General features: G+C 34.8%; 16 protein-coding genes and 1 tRNA gene. 8 read left to right on the forward strand and 9 right to left on the reverse strand.

Annotation, left to right across the window (positions count from 1 at the left end; translation table 11 throughout):
* Nucleotides 1-7 precede the first annotated feature (7 nt).
* Together nusA and rimP are read right to left on the reverse strand one after the other, a co-directional pair.
* The gene (gene nusA / locus P178_RS0103840; protein ID WP_027064978.1) at nt 8-1,240 is read right to left on the reverse strand and encodes a transcription termination factor NusA; all 1,233 of its coding nucleotides are present in this window, start codon (nt 1,238-1,240) and stop codon (nt 8-10) included.
* Between the two features lie 12 nt (nt 1,241-1,252).
* On the reverse strand, nt 1,253-1,714 hold the full coding sequence (gene rimP, locus P178_RS0103845; RefSeq protein WP_027064979.1) for a ribosome assembly cofactor RimP: 462 nt from the start codon (nt 1,712-1,714) through the stop codon (nt 1,253-1,255).
* A 220-nt stretch (nt 1,715-1,934) separates the two neighbouring features.
* Here rimP and P178_RS0103850 point away from each other — a divergent pair, with 220 nt between their 5' ends.
* A complete protein-coding gene (locus P178_RS0103850; RefSeq protein ID WP_027064980.1) occupies nt 1,935-3,260 on the forward strand; it encodes a cation:proton antiporter in 1,326 nt (441 codons plus the stop codon).
* A 35-nt stretch (nt 3,261-3,295) separates the two neighbouring features.
* On the opposite strand, the gene P178_RS21400 is transcribed toward P178_RS0103850, so the two are convergent.
* Both P178_RS21400 and P178_RS0103860 read right to left on the reverse strand, forming a co-directional pair.
* On the reverse strand, nt 3,296-3,628 hold the full coding sequence (locus tag P178_RS21400) for a hypothetical protein (RefSeq protein WP_051638163.1): 333 nt from the start codon (nt 3,626-3,628) through the stop codon (nt 3,296-3,298).
* A gap of 253 nt (nt 3,629-3,881) precedes the next feature.
* Nucleotides 3,882-3,952, reverse strand: a tRNA-Gln gene (locus P178_RS0103860).
* A gap of 167 nt (nt 3,953-4,119) precedes the next feature.
* On the opposite strand from P178_RS0103860, the gene P178_RS0103865 reads away from it, so the two are divergent.
* Nucleotides 4,120-7,467: a DUF2723 domain-containing protein gene (locus P178_RS0103865; protein ID WP_027064981.1), complete on the forward strand. Its 3,348-nt coding sequence runs from the start codon at nt 4,120-4,122 to the stop codon at nt 7,465-7,467.
* A gap of 14 nt (nt 7,468-7,481) precedes the next feature.
* Here the strand turns inward: P178_RS0103865 and P178_RS0103870 are convergent, their stop codons facing one another.
* From P178_RS0103870 to P178_RS0103880, 3 genes are all read right to left on the reverse strand, one after another.
* On the reverse strand, nt 7,482-7,778 hold the full coding sequence (locus P178_RS0103870; RefSeq protein WP_027064982.1) for a thioredoxin family protein: 297 nt from the start codon (nt 7,776-7,778) through the stop codon (nt 7,482-7,484).
* 92 nt (nt 7,779-7,870) lie between these two features.
* Nucleotides 7,871-9,100 (reverse strand): metallophosphoesterase, encoded by a 1,230-nt coding sequence (locus tag P178_RS0103875; protein WP_027064983.1) that lies wholly within the window; start codon nt 9,098-9,100, stop codon nt 7,871-7,873.
* A gap of 57 nt (nt 9,101-9,157) precedes the next feature.
* Nucleotides 9,158-9,880 carry a copper homeostasis protein CutC gene (locus P178_RS0103880; RefSeq protein ID WP_027064984.1) on the reverse strand — a complete coding sequence of 241 codons (723 nt, stop codon included), beginning with the start codon at nt 9,878-9,880 and terminating at the stop codon, nt 9,158-9,160.
* A gap of 41 nt (nt 9,881-9,921) precedes the next feature.
* Between P178_RS0103880 and P178_RS0103885 the strand changes: the two genes are divergently transcribed.
* From P178_RS0103885 to P178_RS0103910, 6 genes are all read left to right on the forward strand, one after another.
* Nucleotides 9,922-10,908, forward strand: a complete 987-nt coding sequence (locus tag P178_RS0103885) for an isoaspartyl peptidase/L-asparaginase family protein (RefSeq protein WP_027064985.1) — start codon at nt 9,922-9,924, stop codon at nt 10,906-10,908.
* Between the two features lie 103 nt (nt 10,909-11,011).
* Complete coding sequence (gene polA / locus P178_RS0103890; RefSeq protein WP_027064986.1) at nt 11,012-13,846, forward strand: DNA polymerase I; 2,835 nt, start codon at nt 11,012-11,014, stop codon at nt 13,844-13,846.
* 120 nt (nt 13,847-13,966) lie between these two features.
* Nucleotides 13,967-16,762 carry a carbohydrate binding domain-containing protein gene (locus P178_RS0103895; RefSeq protein WP_027064987.1) on the forward strand — a complete coding sequence of 932 codons (2,796 nt, stop codon included), beginning with the start codon at nt 13,967-13,969 and terminating at the stop codon, nt 16,760-16,762.
* A gap of 29 nt (nt 16,763-16,791) precedes the next feature.
* The gene (locus tag P178_RS0103900) at nt 16,792-17,172 is read left to right on the forward strand and encodes a T9SS type A sorting domain-containing protein (protein WP_027064988.1); all 381 of its coding nucleotides are present in this window, start codon (nt 16,792-16,794) and stop codon (nt 17,170-17,172) included.
* Nucleotides 17,169-17,840 carry a hypothetical protein gene (locus P178_RS0103905; RefSeq protein ID WP_027064989.1) on the forward strand — a complete coding sequence of 224 codons (672 nt, stop codon included), beginning with the start codon at nt 17,169-17,171 and terminating at the stop codon, nt 17,838-17,840. The genes P178_RS0103900 and P178_RS0103905 overlap by 4 nt, the downstream gene beginning before the upstream one ends.
* Nucleotides 17,841-17,934: 94 nt before the next feature.
* Complete coding sequence (locus P178_RS0103910) at nt 17,935-18,246, forward strand: T9SS type A sorting domain-containing protein (RefSeq protein ID WP_027064990.1); 312 nt, start codon at nt 17,935-17,937, stop codon at nt 18,244-18,246.
* 51 nt (nt 18,247-18,297) lie between these two features.
* Here P178_RS0103910 and P178_RS0103915 read toward each other — a convergent pair whose 3' ends face one another.
* Entirely contained in the window at nt 18,298-18,804 is a 507-nt protein-coding gene (locus P178_RS0103915; protein ID WP_027064991.1) for a hypothetical protein, read from the reverse strand.
* A gap of 93 nt (nt 18,805-18,897) precedes the next feature.
* A complete protein-coding gene (locus tag P178_RS0103920) occupies nt 18,898-21,528 on the reverse strand; it encodes a DUF5916 domain-containing protein (protein ID WP_027064992.1) in 2,631 nt (876 codons plus the stop codon).
* Nucleotides 21,529-21,684: the final 156 nt, after the last annotated feature.

A 21,684-nucleotide genomic window follows, 5' to 3' on the forward strand; every position in this document is an offset into this window, starting at 1 on the left:
TATATAGCTAATCTTCTAATTCTTCTTTTAGGATACGCACAACTTCTAAAATAGTTTCCTCTTCTAAATCTGTACGCTTCACTAAATCGTTAACGTCTTGCTCTAAAACGCTACGAGCTGTATCGAATCCGATTTTCTTGAATTCTTCAATAATCCAAGCATCGATTTCATCAGAGAATTCTGTTAATTCAACATCTTCCTCTACTCCTTCACGGAACACATCTATCTCATAACCAGTTAATTGACCAGCTAGTCTAATATTATGTCCGCCTCTACCAATTGCCTTAGAAACCTCTTCAGGCTTTAAGTAAACTTGCGCCGTCTTCTTCTCTTCGTTCAACTTTACCGAAGAAACTCTTGCCGGACTCAATGCTCTGGTCACTAACAATTGTGGGTTAGCTGTCCAGTTAATAACATCTATATTTTCATTTCCTAATTCACGAACAATACCATGAATTCTTGATCCTTTCATACCTACACAGGCACCAACTGGATCAATACGATCATCATAAGAGTCTACAGCAACCTTCGCTTTTTCTCCCGGTATCCTAACCGCCTTCTTAACCGTAATTAAACCGTCAAAAACTTCAGGTATTTCTTGAAAAAATAATTGCTCCAAGAATTTAGGTGAACTTCTAGACATTATAATAGTAGGTTTTGCACCTTTCAATTCAACACTTTCAATTACACCTCTTACATTATCACCTTTACGGAAAAAATCAGAAGGAATTTGTCTGTCTTTAGGTAAGATTATCTCATTACCCTCATCATCTAGTAAAATAATTGCTTTATGACGAATATGATGAACTTCAGCTGTATAAATTTCGCCCTCTAAATCTTTAAAGTGCTTATATATAGTTGTATTATCATGTTCATGAATTTTAGAAATAAGATTTTGACGCAAAGCCAAAATTGCTCTTCTACCCAAATCAATTAATTTCACCTCTTCAGACACATCTTCACCAACTTCAAAATCTGGCTCAATTTTACGAGCTGCGGATAATGAAATTTCCTCATTTGGCTCTTCAACCTCACCATCGTTAACAACAATACGGTTTCTCCAAATTTCTAAATCACCTTTATCTGGGTTGATAATAATATCAAAGTTATCATCTGAACCAAACTTCTTTTTAAGCGCATTTCTAAAAACATCTTCCAAAATGGCCATCAATGTTACCCTGTCTATGAACTTATCGTCCTTAAACTCTGAGAAAGATTCAATTAACGCAATATTTTCCATTGGTAATTACAATTAAAATTTTAATACAACTTTTGCTTTAATAATATCTGAAAAATTTACTTCTTCTTTTTTCTGAACGGTTACTTTTCCTTTCCCTATTGGCTTAGGCTCTCTGGCTTTCCACTCTAAAACAATCGAATCATCGTTTACAGCAGTTAAATTACCTTCAAATTTATCATCATTTGTACGAACTTCAAGTTTTCGACCAATATTCTTTGAATATTGGCGCGGCATAACCAACGGAGCAGCTGCACCTGCAGAAGCTACTTCAAGAGAAAAATCATGTTCATCCCTATCTAAGTTGTGCTCAATCGCCCTGCTAATTTTTATACAATCACTGACCGTAACCCCATGGTCACCGTCTATAACCACATGAATGCTATTATCAGCACCCATAGTGAAATCGATTAAAAATAGGGAGGGATCTTCTTGAAGACCTTGTTCCAATAATTCTTTTACTTTTTCCTTTAGCATAAATAATAAGTAATAAAAGAGGGGACTAATTGTCCCCTCATGAATACCTTTATATCCTTTCAGCTTTGCAAATATACAATAAATTTAATTTCCTACAATAGCCTAATTACAGCTAATTCAATCACTTTGAAAACAACCAAATAAAATATAAGCTCATTGAAAATTATCCTTCCTATAAATTATCTTATTTTTAGCCAAACACCAACCAAAACATAGCCAAATGGAAATCTTATCCTCATATAACCTTATTATAGGTGCATCCTTAATTGTTGTATTATCCTTTTTTTTCAATGGTATATCAAAAAAGACAAACATACCGGCAGTACTAATGCTTATTGTTTTGGGTATTCTTATTAAAATAGGATTAGAATTTTTTATACCAGAAGTCCCAGATTTTAAGGGCTCCTTAGAAATTTTAGGAACTGTTGGCCTTATAATGATTGTTTTAGAGGCGGCTTTAGAACTAGAATTAAAAAAAGAAAAATTATGGCCTATACTCAAATCTATGGCCATTGCACTAATAGGCTTAATAGGTTCTGCATACATAGCCGCTTTAATACTTTATCAGTTTATACCCAATATGACTATGCAGTCTGCATGGCTTTACGCTACACCTCTATCTATTTTATCTAGTGCAATAATTATCCCTAGTGTTGGCGGATTAAGCGAAGAAAAAAAAGAATTCCACATTTACGAAAGCACCTTCTCTGACATCATGGGCATAATGATGTTCTACTTTTTAACTGGAAAATTAAATCCCGCTGAAGATATGGGAGCTAGTGGTTTTGCCTTGAATTTAGTTTTAACCCTAGTAATCGCTTTAGTTGCTAGTTACGCAATCATTCTAATTTTTCAAAAAATCAAAAGTCAGGCGAAATTATTTTTACTTATAGCAGTTCTACTATTACTTTATGCTATTGGTAAAAAAATGCATTTATCCTCATTAATAATAATTCTTGTTTTTGGGCTACTGGTAAAAAATGTAAACTTGTTCTTTCCCGGAAAGACTAAAATATTTCTTGAAGCTGAACGAATGCAGCAAATTTATCATGAATTACATATAGTCACTCTAGAAACCGCTTTTGTAGTACGCACATTCTTCTTTGTTATTTTCGGCATCACCATAGTCTTATCATCCTTACTAAGCATAAATGTGGCAATAGTGAGTCTATTAATCATAGCATCCATTTATGCAATACGATTTTTGATACTGGTAGTATTCGTAGGAAAAGATATGTTACCTCAACTATTTATTGCACCCAGAGGCCTTATAACTGTTTTACTATTTTACGCAATACCTATGGAAGCGCAAATTGAAGGGTTTGAATCTGGAATTTTATTATTTGTAATTATAGCCACAAGTCTTGTAATGACATGGGCAATGATTAGCGATAAACGAAAAATGGGAACTATGTTAGACGAAATTGACGAGGAAATTTTAGAAAGAAATCTAGCAGAAGATGCATTACGAAAAACCGAAACAGAAGTTTCCATCGAACAAAATATAAACAAAGATTCACAAACGAATACCGAGGATACTATCTAAAGCTATATTCGCAGAACTTGGAAGACATTTTACGCTTACTGAGGTCCGAAAGAAGCATGAACTTCAACTTGATCACTATATGCTTGTGGCTCAGAAGCATCTAAACTATCAACTTCTTTACGAAAACGAAGAATCATAAGTGTATCTAATTGTTGATCAATGCTATCTTTTAACACCCTCCAATTAGATGAATTCATCTTCTTGTTGTATTCCATGATTTTATTGAAACGATCTAAATTATACCTGTTAGCTTTCCAAGCATGAGCGGTACTTTCTTCATGTTTTAAATCTTGAACATAGAATCCTATGCCAAATCCTAGCAAAACAACAATCAATAATATCTTTAAAACTTTTGGAGAGAGTTTCATAAGGTTAAGTATTTAGGGTACTAAATTATATAATAACGACACCGAAATGGTTTCTTTTCCGACGAATTTGTAACGTTATCAGATTAAATGTACAAAAATACTGACAGACAGGTTATCATTTTTTTGACAATAGCCCTACAAAACACCAACGGTTTAGCAAAAGTCACGTAATAGAGAAACAATTAAAATGATTTATATCATAAAAACAAAAATCCCGATATCAATGATATCAGGATTTTCTTTGTTCTCTTAGTTGGCCCACAAGGACTCGAACCTTGAATGACGGTACCAAAAACCGAAGTGTTACCATTACACCATGGGCCAATACCTTTTTAAGAGGCTGCAAATTTAAAACAAAGTTTGGTTTCACCAAATCTTTTTTAAAGTAAAAATAAAAATTTATGCTTTTAGCATGTTAAAGGTTTATAAAAATAGTTCATTCCTTTCTATATTAATTAGTAAATTCGCCACTTAGGTTTAACCCAAGCTTCATGTTTTCAAAGAACTACCACAAGTGGGACACTATATTAGGATGGTCCGTATTTTTTATAGCCCTTATTACATACTATATAACCGTTGAACCCACCAATAGTTTTTGGGATGCGGGGGAATATATAGCTACAGCAGCTAAGCTACAAGTTGGTCACCCACCAGGGGCGCCTTTATTACAAATGATAGGAGCATTCTTTGCAATGTTTGCTTTAGAACCTAGCCAGGTTGCTATGATGGTAAACCTTGTATCTGGTGTTTCAAGTGCATTCACCATTCTATTTATGTTCTGGACGATTACCAATATTACCAGAAAACTTATAGACAAAGATGGTCCGTTTACAAACAGCAAAGCCATTGCCGTTTTCGGTAGTGCTTTGGTTGGGTCGCTTGCATTTACTTATTCAGATAGCTTTTGGTTCAATGCCGTAGAAACGGAAGTGTATGCTATGGCAAGTTTCATTATGGCTTTATTACTATGGTTAGGCTTAAAATGGACAGATAATTTAGACGACCCGCGTGGAAACAGGTGGATTGTACTAATCTCTTTTGTTGTAGGGCTTACTTTCGGTATCCAGTTTATGGGCTTTTTAGCCATACCTTCTATTGGACTTTTGTATTACTTCAAAACATACAAAAAGACTACCGTAAAAAACTTTTTATTAGCGAACATTGTTGTTATCGCCATATTGATGCTGGTATACAAATTCTCCCTTACTTATGTACTTCAGCTTTTTGGATGGGGAGAAGTATTTTTCATCAACAGTATAGGATTGCCATTTAATTCTGGATCAATAATTATTGGAATTTTATTTATCGCTGCTTTCTACTTCGGATTAAACTATACGCGTAAAAATGATTACAGAACAGCCAACACCATTGTTCTTTGTATGATGTTTTTATTTCTAGGCTTTTCTTCATGGTTAATGCTACCAATAAGAGCAAACGCTAAAGTGGTTATTAATGAAAATAATCCAGAAGATGCCAGAGCACTTTTAGCATATTATAATAGAGAGCAATACCCTGGCGTAGATAGCCCTGTATATGGCACATATTATTCTGATATGTTTGCCCCAGCAGGTGAAGATCAAGATGGAAAACCTAAATATGAAAAAGATTACACCCTTGGCAAATATATTATTGTAAATAAGTTCAAAGACGCCGTTCAAGGTCCTAATCCAAAACATCAAGGCTTACTGCCAAGAATGTGGAGTTCGCAAAATGCAGAAAACTACATGCGCTATTTTGGAGCATTAGACTTTAAGATTACACAACCAAATCAAGAATTAAGACAAGCTGCAGAGCAGGTTAAAATAGGTTTCGCCAATGGTGAAATTGGAGCAGATCAATACATTAGCTTTTTAAAGCGTTTTGATGAGTATATAGAAGTACAGCCACCTACTATTTGGGACAACGTTAGATATATGGTAGAATTTCAATTCAACTATATGTACTTACGCTACTTTATGTGGAATTTCGTTGGGAAGCAAAATGATGTTCAAGGTCGATATAATGATAATGGGAATTGGTTAAGTGGTATAAATGCAATAGATAGTTGGCGTTTAGGAAGCCAAGACAACCTGCCAAGCGACATTAAAAATAATCCAGGAAGAAATACCTATTTCTTCTTACCTCTTATTTTAGGTATCATCGGTATCGTTTTTCAACTTTCAAAAGACAAAAAACAGTTTTGGGTATTATTGATTTTCTTTCTTTTTACAGGTTTAGCAATTCAATTTTATACCAATCCGGGAATTTTTCAACCTCGCGAACGTGATTACTCACTAGTAGGTTCATTCTACGTTTTTGCCTTGTGGATAGGCTTAGGAGTTTACGGATTATATGATAGTTTCAAAGATTGGATTACACCTAAAATATTAGCTCCCGTTGTAGTAGTGGTATCACTTCTTGCAGTACCAACCGTTATGGCTGTACAGAACTGGGACGACCATGATAGATCTAATAGATACACGGCCAATTCATCTGCAAAAGCCTACCTAGATTCTTGCCAAGAAGATGCCGGCGCAATATTATTTACAATAGGTGACAATGACACCTTCCCTATATGGTATGCTCAAGAAATTGAGAATTACAGAACAGATGTACGTATTGTTTGTACTAGTCTTTTTGAAACAGATTGGTATGTAGATCAAATGAAAGTAGCTGCATATGAAAGTGCACCAATACCTTCTCAAATTACACATGAGAAATATAGATGGGGATCACGAGACGTTCTTTACCACCAAGGTATTACTGAGAACAGATGGCCTATTAAAGATTTTATAAATTGGATCGATAGTGATAAGCCTAGAACAAAGCTTAAGTATCTATTTGAGCAAAACGGAGCAGATTTAAGTCAGTATGCCGAAGAAACTCAGAATATGGTCTACTACCCTACCAATAAAATTAGAGTTCCTGTAAACAAGCAGAATGTTCTAAATAGCGGATTGGTAAAAGAGAAAGATGCAGATCTAATTGTTGAATATATAGACATAGACCTACCAAGCGCAATTACCAAGAAAAGCATGATGATGCTTGATATTCTAGCCAACAATGATTGGAAACGTCCTTTATATTTCTCTGGAGGTAGTTTTGACGATGCAGAATATCTGTGGATGAAAGACTACTTACAATTAGATGGTCTAGCTTATAAATTAGTACCTATTCGTACAGAAAGACCTAACTCTTTTGAACTAGGCCGTATAGACACAGATTTAATGTATGACATTGTATCTGGATGGGATTGGGGTAATGCAGGCGGTGACATCTATCATGATGTACAAACCCGTATACAGAGCGTATCGTTCAGAGGTAATTTAGCTCGCTTGACCGAAGCATTGATCAAAGAAAATAAAATGGACAAGGCAAAGGACATAATTGAAATATCTCTTACCAATATGCCTGTTGACAAATTTGGCTATTACACCTTAGTAGAACCTTTTGTTGATGGATACTATAAAGTTGGGGAAAGTCAAAAAGCACGTGCTTTATTTGAGAAACTAAAAAAGAAGTACCAAGAAAGATTAGAGTATTATGCGTCTACTAGTTTAGACGAGCAGTACAGCAATATTGACGATATAATTGCCGATATGGAAGCCTATAGACGTAATATAGATATCATTATCACAAATGATACTGAAGATATTGCAGAGAAAGAAACATTGATCTTTAACGAGTACATCGATAAATTCCAACATTTTTATAAAGATGAAGATGATATGGATATGCGAGAAGAAATGTTACAGTCTGATCCTGATATGACAGATTCCCTACCAATGTCAGATACTATTCAACCAGACAATACTAGAACAGATATCCTAGAAGATACTGTTGGTATTACTGCACAATAAAAAATTATAAATTTTTAAACGTATTCTTTAAGAATACCAATTAGGGTATTAGCATCTTGCTCTCCGCTTTGACGCCATACCATTTCGCCGTTTTTGTAGATCATTAAGGTTGGTAATCCTTTAACGCGTAAAGCTTGCGAAAGCTCTTTATTCTTGTCCACATCAATCTTAATTACCTTACCTCTATCACCTAAAGCAGCAGCAACATCCCTTAATACAGAATGCATTGCAGTCGACTGTTCGTTCCACTCTGCGAAAAAATCCAGAAGAACGGGTACCTTTAAATCTATTAGCTCACCAAATTTGGACATATAAAATGCTTTTCTATGTTACCCAAATGTAATAAAAATTGTTAAAATACTACACTTGGCTATCTAATTGTAACCCTACAATAGGGTTAAAATCATGTTAATGCTTTTTTCTTTAGGGTAATTACAGTGATTTCAGGCCAAATTCCTACTCTTCCTGGGTAGCCTAAAAACCCAAAACCTCTATTTACATTAATAAATTGCCCCATCTCTTTGTATATACCTGCCCAATATTGATACCTCCATTTTACCGGACTCCATTTTATCCAGCCAGGTATCTCAATACCAAATTGCATACCGTGGGTATGACCGCTTAGGGTTAAGTGATAATGGTAAGCATCTTTAATAACTTCCATTTCCCAGTGCGATGGATCATGACTCATTAAAATTTTAAAATCATCGGACTTAATCTGTGAAGCAGCTTTCTTAAGATCACCTGCTTTTTTGAATCCGCCTTTACCCCAATTCTCTACTCCTACTAAAGCAATTTTATCTTCTCCTTTTTGCAGGTATCTATGCTCATTAAGAAGAAGGTCAAAACCCATCTTTTTTTGCAATGCTTTTAAGTCTTCTAAATTTTGATGTTTCAACGCTTCGGTTTCCCAAGGAATATAATCTCCGTAATCATGATTTCCCAATACCGAAAATTTACCATCTTTAGCCTCTAACGTACTAAACAAATCTGCCCATGGCAGCATTTCTGAAGTCATATTATTAACCATATCACCCGTAAACAAAAGCACATCACTTTTTTGTTTATTGATCAAATCTACTCCGTATTCAATCATTTTTCTATCATCGAAGCTTCCACTATGAATGTCTGATATCTGAGTAATTTGATAACCATCAAAACTATCGGGCAAATCATCGAACTCTAGGTTATACCTTAAAACCTTAAAGTTATATTTCCCTTTATACATTCCATACAAAAGTGCACCAAAGGGTATTGCGGCAACACCTAAAGCCAATAAACTTAAAAAACGCCTACGTGCAGGTAAACCAAATTGCTTTTCTTCCCCATATATTTTTTGGTACAATCCAGAGACAAGACGGTACATATCTTCTGAGAACAAGAATAAGATTGTTATAACATTAAAAGTTAACATCGTCAATAAAAACCCAAACGCATAACTTTTAGGAATACTTAAAACACGACCTGTTTCCTCGCCTACCGTAAATTGATATATGAAATTAATCATGACAGCCAATGAGACCGCAATATAAATCCATGACCACCAAGGTTGTTTTGTAATTGTTTTTAATGCTTGAAGCACGTAAAAGCTTAAAGCGATATATGCTATTGTAAATATAAGCCAACGTATCATGAATAGAATTTTTACAAAGATATCTGTATAACAGTGGTATGTGCACTCATTTGCATTTTATTTAACCTTGACCACCACAGCTTTAATATTTTCTAATTGGGTAATAGCACTATGATCATCACTTAAAAAACCTGGTGAATTCATAGAAATCAAAGGTTTCTTTGAAATTGTCTTTATCATCTTGGTTCCTGAAAGATGCACCGCATTAAAACCATTGTTTTTAAATATGTCAACATTACTAGCATTTACACCAGAACCTGGCATTATCTGAACTGTTTTACGCAGCTTATTTAAATTTGACAGAAAATCAATACCTTCAGGTGCAGATTTTTGTTGCCCAGATGATAAAATATAATCTACGTGCATTGTTTCTAATTGCTGTAATGCTTCCAACGGATTTACTATCCAATCAAATGCCCTGTGAAAAGTGAATTTTAAATTACCCGCAGCAACTTTCAACTTATTGGTACTATCAACGTCTAATGTAAAATCATCTGAAAGCACACCAGATACAATACCTTCAAATCCCAAATCTACGCAAAGTGCAATATCCTTAAGCATAATATTAAGCTCATCTACAGTATATGTAAAATCTCCACTTCTTGGTCTAATTAATACATGTACAGGAATAGACAACCGTTCTTTAATTGCTTTTAATAATCCGTAAGAAGGAGTTAAACCACCTACCGCAAGTTCTGAACACAACTCAATACGGTCTGCCCCAGCACGTTCGGCAACCAAGGCAGATTCTAAGGAATTAGCACAAACTTCTACTATCATATTACTATATTTAAGGTCACTAAAAGTAAAGAACCAAACCCATGAAAAGAAGAAAGTTTCTAAGAAATTCTAGCACTGTAGCAGCGGGAATGTTATCGGCACCATTATTAGCCTCTTGTAACGAAACTACAGCAGCAAAAGATACAGGCAAAACACCTATACTACCAATTGCCATTTGCACTTGGGATTTTGGTAATGCAACCGCTAAAGCTTGGGAAGTTCTTGAAAAAGGAGGCAGTTCTTTAGATGCCGTACACCAAGGTGTTATGGTAGAAGAAAACGATTTGAACAATAGCACTGTAGGTAATGGCGGTAGACCGGACAGAGATGGAAATGTCACTCTAGACGCTTGTATCATGGATAAAGACAGTAATTGTGGTGCCGTATTGGCTATGCAAAATATTGCTAATCCAATTTCGGTAGCCAGAAAGGTTATGGAAGAAACTCCTCATGTAATGCTAGCAGGCAAAGGAGCTGAACAATTTGCATATGAGCAAGGTTTTGAAAAAACAGACTTACTTACCGAAGAATCAAAACAAGCGTGGTTAGAATGGAAAAAAACTTCGCAGTACAAACCCATCATCAATATTGAAAATCACGACACTATTGGTATGCTCGCCATTGATGCCGATGGAGATATTGCCGGTGCTTGTACCACCAGCGGCATGGCCTATAAAATGGCAGGTAGAGTTGGTGACTCGCCTATTATTGGTGCCGGACTTTTCGTTGATAATGAAGTAGGTGGTGCAACAGCAACAGGTGTTGGTGAAGAAGTTGTCAGAACAGTTGGCAGTTTCTTAATTGTCGAATTAATGCGACAAGGAAAATCTCCACAAGAAGCTTGCGAAGAAGGCGTAAAACGCATCATAGCCAAGAATAAGGACAAACAAGATTTTCAAATTGGTTTTATAGCCATCAACAAAAAAGGCGAAACTGGCGGGTACTGCATTCACCCAGGCTTTACCTATAGAACATTTACAAAAGAAGGTCATATAAATAATCCTTCTGACAGTTATTTAAAAAGTTAAATTCAAAATTCTTTCAATATTTAATGTCTAAGCTATAGGGCAATCTCCCTTATAGTTTCGGTATCAATTTGTACTTTTAACCTTTTACAATCAATTTTCAAAAATGGCAGATCAAAAAAGACTCTTTTTGCTAGATGCATATGCACTAATATTCCGTGGATACTACGCACTTATAAAAAACCCTAGAATAAATTCTCAAGGCATGGACACCTCAGCTATTATGGGGTTCATGAATTCTTTGTTTGATGTAATACGCCGAGAAAAACCTGACCACCTAGCTGTTTGTTTTGACAAAGGAGGCAGCGCAGAACGTACCGATCTATTTCCTGAATATAAAGCCAATAGATCAGAAACACCAGATGCCATCCGTATTGCCATACCTTATATTCAAGAAATATTAAAGGCTATGCATATTCCCGTTGTTGTAAAAGAAGGTTGGGAAGCAGATGATATCATTGGTACGTTAGCTAAACAAGCAGAAAAAGAAGAATACAAAGTCTTTATGGTTACACCAGATAAGGATTTTGGACAGTTGGTTTCAGAAAACATCTTTATGTATCGCCCAGCAAGAATGGGTAACGGAATTGAAATTTGGGGTATTCCTGAAATTCAAAAACGTTTTGGTGTCGAAAGACCTGAACAGGTTATTGATTATTTAGGAATGATGGGTGATGCAAGTGACAACATTCCTGGTCTTCCAGGTGTTGGCGACAAAACTGCAAAAAAGTTTATTGCTGATTTCAATTCCATGGAAAATCTTTTCGAAAATACCGATAAACTTAAAGGTAAAATGAGAGAAAAGGTAGAAGCCAATAAAGAACTGGGGCTTTTATCCAAAAAATTAGCCACTATTTGTTTAGATGTTGATGTTCTCTTTAATGCTAGTGATTATGAAATGTCTGAACCAAATGCCGAAGAGGTTCAGAAAATATTTGAGGAACTTGAATTTAGAAGATTAAAAGATCAGTTTATTAAATTATTTTCTTCAGAAACTGAGGAAACCCCAGCTAAAGCTTCAGATGCCCCCGTAGTAAAAAAGGAGATTCAAGATGCAGGTTCTGGCCAGTTCTCTTTATTCGGAAGTCCAGCAGATTCTGGTGCCACTGTTAAAGATTATTCTAGTAGACAAACCATTGCAGATGTCGCTCATTCTTACCAAAGTGTTGCGCCTGGCATGGCAATGAAGTTATTCTTAAAAAACCTTATGCAGCAAACTTCTGTTTGCTTTGACACAGAAACCACAGGTCTAGACCCATTGACTGCAGAATTGGTTGGTATTGCTTTTTCTTGGGAAGCCACAAAAGGATTCTACATACCCTTTACAGATAACAAAGAGGAAGTACAGGCACTTTTAGAAGAATTGCGCCCTTTCTTTGAAGCTGAAACAATAGAAAAAGTAGGTCAGAATCTTAAGTATGATATTAAAGTTTTAGACAAATACAACATTAACGTTAAAGGACCTTTGTTCGATACCATGTTGGCTCACTATCTAATTAATCCAGATATGCGTCACAATATGGATGTTTTGGCAGAGACGTATTTGAACTACACACCTGTTTCTATCACAGAACTAATAGGTAAAAAAGGCAAGAATCAATTGAGCATGAGAGATGTTCCTTTAGAAAAACAAACCGAATATGCGGTTGAAGATGCCGATATCACCTACCAATTAGCACAACATTTTAGACCAGAATTAAAAGAAGCAAATACAGAAAAATTATTTCAAGAAATAGAAATTCCACTATTACGCGTTTTAGTCGATATGGAATTAGAAGGCATTAATTTAGATGAGAAATTCCTGAATTCGCTGTCTTCAGATTTAAATAATGATATAGCTGATCTTGAAAAGAAAATATATGAAGTTGCCGGTGAGGAATTTAACATTGGATCACCAAAACAATTAGGAGAGATACTTTTCGATAAATTAAAATTAGTAGCCAAACCTAAAAAAACTAAAACGGGTCAGTACTCTACCGCTGAGGACGTATTATCCTATTTAGCAAAAGATCACGAAATCATTCAAAATGTTTTGGATTATAGAGGTCTTGCCAAATTGAAGAGCACCTATGTAGATGCATTGCCAGAACAAGTAGAACCATCTACGGGTAGAGTCCATACAGATTATATGCAAACTGTTGCCGCAACAGGTCGTTTAAGTAGCAACAATCCGAATTTACAGAACATACCAATTAGAACAGAACGCGGTAGACAAGTTAGAAAAGCGTTTATTCCACGTGATGAGAATTACACTTTGTTAGCGGCAGATTATTCACAAATAGAGCTGCGTATTATTGCCGCGTTAAGTGAAGAAACTACCATGATAGAAGCTTTCAAAAATGGTGAAGATATTCATGCCTCTACAGCATCAAAAGTTTTCAATGTCCCATTAGAAGAAGTAACACGTGAGCAACGTAGTAATGCAAAAACGGTAAACTTTGGTATTATCTATGGCGTATCTGCTTTTGGTTTAAGCAACCAAACAGACTTATCACGCTCAGAAGCAAAAGAGCTAATAGATACGTATTACAAGACCTACCCGAAATTAAGAAATTACATGAGCGAGCAAGTAGATTTTGCTCGTGACAATGGCTATGTACAAACTGTTTTAGGCAGAAGACGTTATTTGAAGGATATCAATGGTAGTAATGCCATAGTACGTGGAGCTGCGGAACGAAATGCCGTAAATGCACCCATACAAGGTAGTGCTGCAGATATTATTAAAATTGCCATGATCAACATTCATAAAAAACTGGAAGAAGGCAATTACAAATCTAAAATGCTACTTCAAGTACATGATGAATTGGTTTTTGATATTTACAAACCAGAGTTAGAAGAGTTGAAAACTTTAATTAAATCTGAAATGGAAAATGCTTACACTATAGCCGTGCCTTTAGATGTAGAAGTAGGCATGGGAGACAACTGGCTTGTCGCTCACTAAAAATCAAATTTGTACTATTTAAACCACACGGTGTAAGAATATAATTGTAGTATTTTGACGAAAATATTCTGTTAACAAAACGCTAATATTTATATTAGTATTTGCTAACCATATTTTACTATGATTAAAAACTACACTAGGCTGCTATTGGCAGCCCTAATTTTGTTTTGTTTTACAGGATTTTCACAAACAAATTATCTACAGAATGCCAGCTTTGAAAATTGGTCAGGAAACCCAGAATCACCCGATAATTGGAGTATAATTGATGCAAACAGCACAACTAAAAGCACCGATTCATCAGAGGGAAATTTTGCTTTAGAACTAGATTTAAGCAACTCTTTATCTACCCCAACCGAACTTAGCACTAGAAATGCAAGTGATGTAGTTTTACCAACCAATGCGACCTATACATATTCTTTTGATTATAAAGTAACCTCGGGCATTGGTAATACTATAAGTGCCAATTTGTATATTTTAAAGGATGCCGGAAGTTATACCATACAATACTTAAATGAATTTGTCCCCATGGAAAGTGATGGCGACTGGCATACCTACACTGTTGATTTTAACACCGATACAGATGAAGATTATGTTTTCGAATTAGCATTTAGAGCAAATACATCTCCTACAAGTTCTGTTCTAATTGACAATATGAAAGTATTGGGCGATACACCAGCGGATGCAGATGATGATGGAGTACCCGATACAGAAGATACATGCCCAAATACACCACCAACAGCCCTAGCCGTTGATGAAAACGGTTGCGAAATATTAATAGATGCTTCAAGCGTTATTGAAGACCCTAGTTTTGAAGATTGGTCTTTTGGTGGCGGCAGTAACCTAGCCGATTGGGGCATCAATCTAATTCCAGGAAGTTCTTGGAATAAAAATGTAACTATTAGTGACAATCTTGATTATAGCTTAGAATTGACTACTGGAAATAATGGCACCAACACCTCATCAATATTTCAGAACAACATTCAATTATATGGTGGTGTAGAATATCTTTTAGAAATCGATTATAGTGTTTTGGAAGGAACCTTTAATTCGTTACAATTACAATTAACGCAAGGTATTTTTGCAGATATAATTGAGGAGTTTACGCTGAACCCTTCTGAAAACGAATGGAACACCTACTCCACCACATTTACGTTGACATCAAATGAAATAGTTAATTTACAAATTAGAGCGGTATCTGATCAAGCACAACAAAAAATATTATTGGATAAAATGGTATTTAGAGCCAATGTCGCCAATAACACTGATCGAGATGCTCTAATCGCACTATACAACGCCACAGGAGGACCTGACTGGGTAAATACTTGGAATTTAGACGAACAGGATATTGAAAATTGGTATGGAGTAACCTTAAATTCAGAAGGAAGAGTTGAATATCTTTATTTAACAGAAAACAAACTTACCGGAAACTTACCTCCTGAAATAGGTCTATTAACGGAATTAAAAGTTTTGAATCTTTCTAGCGCCTCCAATCCAACTGTACCTGAAAATGTAAATCAAATAACAGGAGTTATACCGCCACAAATTGGTAACATTACAAATTTAGAACAGTTTAATATTTCAAATAATTTAATATCGGGCGAAATTCCTCCAGAATTTGGGAACTTATCTAAATTAACTTTCGCAATGTTCTTCGACAACGAATTATCTGGATCATTACCAGAAGAGCTAGGCAACTTAATCAGTATTGAAACAATTAATCTTAAGCGGAATAATATAGAAGGTACAATTCCAACTTCTATGACCAACTTACCTAATTTAAGATCACTTTTACTAGCTAGCAACAACTTCGAAGGGGAGATTCCAGACTTTCTCTCTCAAGTAACAAGTTTGCAATATCTTGATTTAAGTTATAACTCTTTTAGCGGATCAATTCCTGTAGAACTAGGTTTAATAAACAATTTGTCATACTTAGATATTTCCGTAAATAATTTAACTGGAGAGATACCAACAGAGCTAGGGCAATTACAGAATATCACAACTCTAAAATTGAGTCAGAACAATTTAGAAGGATCATTACCTCTTTCGCTAGGTCAATTAACCAATCTTGTAGATTTTCAAGCTTATAACAATAATTTAAATGGTACAATACCTATTGAGCTTACTAACATACCATCATTAGATCGAATTTTATTGTCCAATAACAATTTTCATGGTAAAATACCAAATTTTGCATCTACAAATGTATACGCTGTTTCCATAAGCTCTAATGAATTCGTTTTTGAAGATATACTGGAAATGTCGCAGAATTTAGTTGAAAACATAACTTTTAGCTATTACGGTCAAACGAACTTGGGAGAAAGTAGTTCTATTATTATAAACCCCACAGAAAGCTACACTCTTAAAATTGACCAGACTATAGAACCAAATAACATATATCAATGGAGATTAAATGAAATACCAATTGATAATGCAACAGAATCAACTTATATTATTAGTAACTTTTCTAATGATCAACAAGGTTCTTACGATTGTGTAATTACAAATAGTTTATTACCTGACTTAACACTTTATTTAAATCCTATTAATATACAAGGTGATGATGATAACGATGGTGTACCTAATGATAATGATGTTTGCAAGAATACACCAATTGGTGCAGTAACTGGTGCTACTGGTTGTAGCTACCAAGACATTTTAGTACCAAAACCAGATGATTTTACTGCAAAAGCTACGAGCACTTCTTGCCCTGACACCGCAAACGGAATGCTTACTGTTGAATTTAAAGTTAATCAAACACATATATTAGCGATAACAGGTCCGAATAATTTCTCTGCTAATTATACGCAACAAAACGGAAGTACACTTATGGTTACTGATCTAGAACCGGGTTCTTATAACATTATTGCTAATTCAGAGATCGGTCGATTAGTACTGCTAAAAATGCGAGCGTCGTAGTATCTGGAAGTAAAAATTACGAAGTTTTGGTGAATGATAAAACCTATTTCTTTGAATTTAATAACGTTGACAATCAACAATTATCCTTTCCATTAGACAAAGGCGCAAACCTTATTTTTATTGAAACCGATAAAAATTGTCAAGGTATATTCAATGATAGTGTTATCATTGACAATGCGATACTTTCGCCAAATCCTGTTGCAGATATTTTAACCGTTGAAGGTCTTGATGAAATGGCGAATGCTCAAATTCTAATATCTAATTTAAATGGAGCGACCGCAATAGCGGAAAATAGCCAAATTTCAGGCGGCACTTTAGAAATGAATATTTCAAGCCTTTCGCCAGGTTTATACTTATTGACCATTACAAACGGTGAAAAGGAAATCAACATTAAATTTGTGAAAAAATGAGAATAGCTATAAAATTAATATTAATGGGTTTACTAGTAGTTTCCTGTGGTGGAAGTGATGACGGTAATGGCCCTACTCCTCCTGAAGAAAAAGAACTAGGTGCATTCAACCTTCTTTTTCCCGACAATAATTTAATATGTACAGAAGGTGAAGACAATGGTGTAGACGGTGTAAACATTGAGTTTCAATGGGCTGCCTCTTCTAACGCAACATCATATGAATTGGAAATTACAAATCAAGAAAACAATACTACAGATACAAGGACGGTAAATTCAACATCTTTGGCCGTAGGATTACCAAAGGGCACACAATTTTCATGGACTGTAACAGCAATCTTAGGTGCAAAAACTTTAGCTAGTGATTCTTGGAATTTCTATTCTGAAGGAACCAGTACAGAAAACTTTGCTCCTTTCCCTGCAGAAATTAGTGTTTCAGATAATGATGACGGGACAGTAACCGTATTTTGGATAGGTGAAGATTTAGATAATGATTTGGTTAATTATGATGTGTATATCGGTACCTCGGGAAACTTAGTATTGATTCTTGAAAATACCACTGACGAAAACACGAATTACAATATCACTGCCGGACAGCAATATATCGTTCAAGTTGTATCTAAAGATAGTAGTGACAACACATCTACCAGCGAGACCTATTTCACTTTCTAGAAAGTTAAAGTTTATTTAAAGCTAGACGAAAAAGTATTTTATAAACGTTAGCATATAGTGTACTTCATTGCAGAAGTACGCTATATTTTATTTTATGAAACATTTTTTAATCATAATATTCTTAATAATGCTGGGGGCAACACAACTATCTGCACAAGAGGTCAAAAATGATGTTAAGATCTTTCCTAACCCAGCTACAAATGTTATTAATGTACTAGGTCTCAAAAACGACACAAATGCCGCAATAAGCATTAGAGATAGTTATGGCACTCAAATAATCTACCACCAATGGGACATTAAAAGAAATGCGCTAAATATTCCCGTATTTAATCTTGAAAAAGGATTATATATGATAAGTATACAGTCCGAAAATCAAAATGTAAAAGCAAAATTTTATAAGCAATAAAAAACCCTCACATAAATGTAAGGGCTCGTTTTATATTATAAAATTAAGCTTTTATCGCTTTACAAAAATTAATTGCCCATCTTCTGAGAAATTAGGAATATCTAAATCACTTGCATCAACAGTCATAATATCACCATCGATGGTAACACCTATAGCTAACTCTTCACCATTTTCATCAATAGTAGTTACCGTTTCACCATCAAAGGTATAGGTACTAGTATTTGTGTCAGACTCAGAAGGACAAGGAATATCCAACCCTGTCGCCGTAGCATTAACTTCTACATAATTTGCAGAATTGGTAGCATTAGCACTTAAATCTTCATTAAATTGTAATGTAATTATGTAACAATCTCTATCTGAAAGAAAGTCTAAAATTTGCTTTCCAAATTTAACGTCATCACTTGCTGTTTCATTATCGATTAGTAGCTCAGTAGCATCCCAAGTACCTATTATTGCAGTACTATTTGTTTCAGCATCTGATTCAGTCTCATCTTTATCAGAACTACACGATACTAGTGCAAAAGCTAAACTAACTGCAAGTAAAATATGTTTGTACATCTTTTTAGTTTTATGGTTGTTCAAGGATATAAAACGAAAAAATCAACATATTATTTCAATTAAGAGTAAACGGGCAGATTAACAAAACAGAAATTATAGAATAAATCTATAAGTAGCTTTTAACAAAAAGGTGTTATCTTTTTGTTGATCTAAAATTTGACGATTTAAATTTTTTCCCAAAGTTTCATTTGGATTTCCAGCTCCTACCACGCCCTGAGACCAAACTAAAAATATCTCCGAACCTGGTATATATTCCCATCTAAGAACCAAATTAGACCTAAATTGAACATATGAAAAATCTGGATTTTCTATTTGATAATCTACCGTACCATCAATATTCTCATCTATTAAATATGCATCGTTTGAAGTAGCTTTTGATATTTGATTTTCTGAGAACATAGTAACACGTTCCTCTAATTTCTTCGCAATGGGATTATTAATAAAATTAAACCCAGAATATGTACCTCTTGATATGAAAGGCTCTCCATAATATTGAATGGATAAATTAGGATTTAGACTATAATTAAATCGAATGGACGTACTAAATGTTTTCTGATCAATACTGCCAGTTATATACCTTGCAGTGCCACTATAATTCTCTTCAGTTACATATTGAGTTTTATTAGGGTTTTCTTCATATTCTGAAGAAACTGACAAGTTAAAAGCATCAAAAGGTTGATACGAAAGTCTTAGAACATACCTTTTCAAAGAAAAATTATTTTGTGCCGCCTGACTATTTACATAACCTAAAGTGAAACTTATTTTTTTTCTACTATCAGAGCCAAAGAAAAGATAAGCAAAGTTCTCCTCAGACCAACGCCATCTTGGTCCTCCACGTAATACTGTATTAGAAAAAATACGAGGTTTGTGCGCTGCACCAACCTCTGTCCACCAATTATTTTTATAATTTATAAATCCTTGAAATTCATACTGAACTCTATTATAATTACCTTCAAAATCAAAAGTAGAATACTGGCTAAATTGCATATTTGCCTTTCTGTATAAATTCGTTGGCTTTAGAAATAGCCTACTTACAGATGCTGTTTGTTTGATCTCATCTGCCTGCCTCAAGAAACCAACGTCGTTAAGTTCTAATTCTGGAGAACGCCAAATAACGCCTCCATCATATCTCCAATTTCCACCACCAGCTTTACCTATTTCTATTTTACCACCAGTACCGGTAAGCGAAGTTCTATTGGTGTCAACAGAAACATGACTTGCGTCTACTCGCTGAAACAAATGAGTAATACTCGTTTGTGTAAGAGCGATTGCACTTTCACTACCCGTAATATGACTTCCCACAAAATTACCTTCAACATAGTAGTTTCTATTCTTCCAATTATGTTTAAAATCTAGACCGCCAGTGTATGCACCTCTTCTTAAAAAATCTAAATTATCAGGTATATTTCTATTTGTGGCCGTGAAAATACCACCCACAAAAGAGTTTCTTTCATTAAAATCTTTTTGTACCCTACCTACCAAATAATTGGTTAAAGGCTCTACAAGTTCAGATCTTTTATTACCCGCAACATCTTCAACATCCGCATACATATTACCTGTAACGCTTTCCAATAAACCTAGTGACCAACCATTTTTTGTTTTACCAGAAAACTTAGCAGCACCTAAAATAGTGGAATTGGTTGGCTCGTCTACAAACTCACCAGATGTGATCGTTGCAAAGCTTTGCGGGCTTCTGCCTATTCTTCTACTATAAAATATATTGTCATTACCATCTGCAAATTCAAAATCAAATATGTTCTTGTTCTCAATAAAGAAAGGTCTTCTCTCTTCAAAAAAGATTTGAAAACCGTCCAAGGCAATTGCACCTGGGTCGGCATCTACCTGTCCAAAATCTGGGTTAACGGTTAAATCTAAAGTAAGATCATTGGTTAATCCAATTTTTGCATCTAGTCCAGCATTTAATTTATAGTCTTTTCCATCTCTAAAAGGATTTCCATTTTGAGCAGGATAACTATCAAATTGATTGACCAAAAAAGGCTGTATTTCTAATTGTTTCTGAGGTTGAATATTTTTAAGCCCCTTCAATTTCCCAAATTCACTTACCCAACCAGGAGCATCTAAGCCAATAGGTTGCCATATAGAACGCTCCTCGCCCCTAAAATATCTCCTATGTACCTGCAAACCCCATATCTGTTCTTCTGCAGACCCAAATTTTAATTGACTAAAAGGTATTTTCATTTCTGCAGACCATCCTTTATCATCAATAAGTGAAGCGGTATACCAGATCGGGTTCCAACTAGAATCCCAATAATCTCCATTTTGAGATACAAACTCATCTCCTTTTACACCGGCCGCAGATACGTTAAAAGAAAAAGCAGTTCGCTTGTCATTATAACTATCTATATTAATTTCTATCCAATCTCCAGAAAAATTATCTCTTCGAGCCAGACGGCTTTCAATTTTAGACGGTATACTGTCAAAACATCGTATACCGACGTATAAAAATTTTGAATCATAGGTGATTTTAAATTTAGTAAGTTGACTTGCTTTTTTACCATTATTAGGTTCAAAAACGGTAAAATCGTCATCCCACTGAACATAATCCCACTCAGAATCTGATAACTTACCGTCAATAATAATTTCTTTATCTACAGGAAGTTGCGCAGTAACATATTCCCTTTGTACCTTTGCAACTTCATTTTGCGCAATTAGCGTGTTGGTGACGTAAAGGAAAAGTATGCAACTTACTAAGTACTTTAGCATAATAATGGGTTCTTTGGTTGATTGTTTAGTTGCTAGAAGAGACACTTGAAAAATAGAATTGTTACAAAAAAGGCAACAAAATCAATAAGTTTAACAGTATCTCAATAAAAATAAAGCAGTTAGAAATTACATTTATTTAAAAAATGTAAAAAATAA

The organism is Maribacter sp. Hel_I_7 (genome assembly GCF_000688315.1).
In the GTDB taxonomy this organism is placed as follows: Bacteria; Bacteroidota; Bacteroidia; order Flavobacteriales; family Flavobacteriaceae; genus Maribacter; species Maribacter stanieri.

What these genes read in the sequence shown, in the direction of transcription:
- P178_RS0103850 (WP_027064980.1), top strand. Translation starts at nt 1,935, where the DNA reads ATGGAAATCTTATCCTCATATAACCTTATTATAGGTGCATCCTTAATT.
- rimP (WP_027064979.1), bottom strand. Translation starts at nt 1,714, where the DNA reads ATGCTAAAGGAAAAAGTAAAAGAATTATTGGAACAAGGTCTTCAAGAA.
- polA (WP_027064986.1), top strand. Translation starts at nt 11,012, where the DNA reads ATGGCAGATCAAAAAAGACTCTTTTTGCTAGATGCATATGCACTAATA.
- P178_RS21400 (WP_051638163.1), bottom strand. Translation starts at nt 3,628, where the DNA reads ATGAAACTCTCTCCAAAAGTTTTAAAGATATTATTGATTGTTGTTTTG.
- P178_RS0103880 (WP_027064984.1), bottom strand. Translation starts at nt 9,880, where the DNA reads ATGATAGTAGAAGTTTGTGCTAATTCCTTAGAATCTGCCTTGGTTGCC.
- P178_RS0103905 (WP_027064989.1), top strand. Translation starts at nt 17,169, where the DNA reads ATGAGAATAGCTATAAAATTAATATTAATGGGTTTACTAGTAGTTTCC.
- P178_RS0103865 (WP_027064981.1), top strand. Translation starts at nt 4,120, where the DNA reads ATGTTTTCAAAGAACTACCACAAGTGGGACACTATATTAGGATGGTCC.
- P178_RS0103895 (WP_027064987.1), top strand. Translation starts at nt 13,967, where the DNA reads ATGATTAAAAACTACACTAGGCTGCTATTGGCAGCCCTAATTTTGTTT.
- P178_RS0103875 (WP_027064983.1), bottom strand. Translation starts at nt 9,100, where the DNA reads ATGATACGTTGGCTTATATTTACAATAGCATATATCGCTTTAAGCTTT.
- P178_RS0103915 (WP_027064991.1), bottom strand. Translation starts at nt 18,804, where the DNA reads ATGTACAAACATATTTTACTTGCAGTTAGTTTAGCTTTTGCACTAGTA.
- P178_RS0103910 (WP_027064990.1), top strand. Translation starts at nt 17,935, where the DNA reads ATGAAACATTTTTTAATCATAATATTCTTAATAATGCTGGGGGCAACA.
- P178_RS0103920 (WP_027064992.1), bottom strand. Translation starts at nt 21,528, where the DNA reads ATGCTAAAGTACTTAGTAAGTTGCATACTTTTCCTTTACGTCACCAAC.
- P178_RS0103885 (WP_027064985.1), top strand. Translation starts at nt 9,922, where the DNA reads ATGAAAAGAAGAAAGTTTCTAAGAAATTCTAGCACTGTAGCAGCGGGA.
- nusA (WP_027064978.1), bottom strand. Translation starts at nt 1,240, where the DNA reads ATGGAAAATATTGCGTTAATTGAATCTTTCTCAGAGTTTAAGGACGAT.
- P178_RS0103870 (WP_027064982.1), bottom strand. Translation starts at nt 7,778, where the DNA reads ATGTCCAAATTTGGTGAGCTAATAGATTTAAAGGTACCCGTTCTTCTG.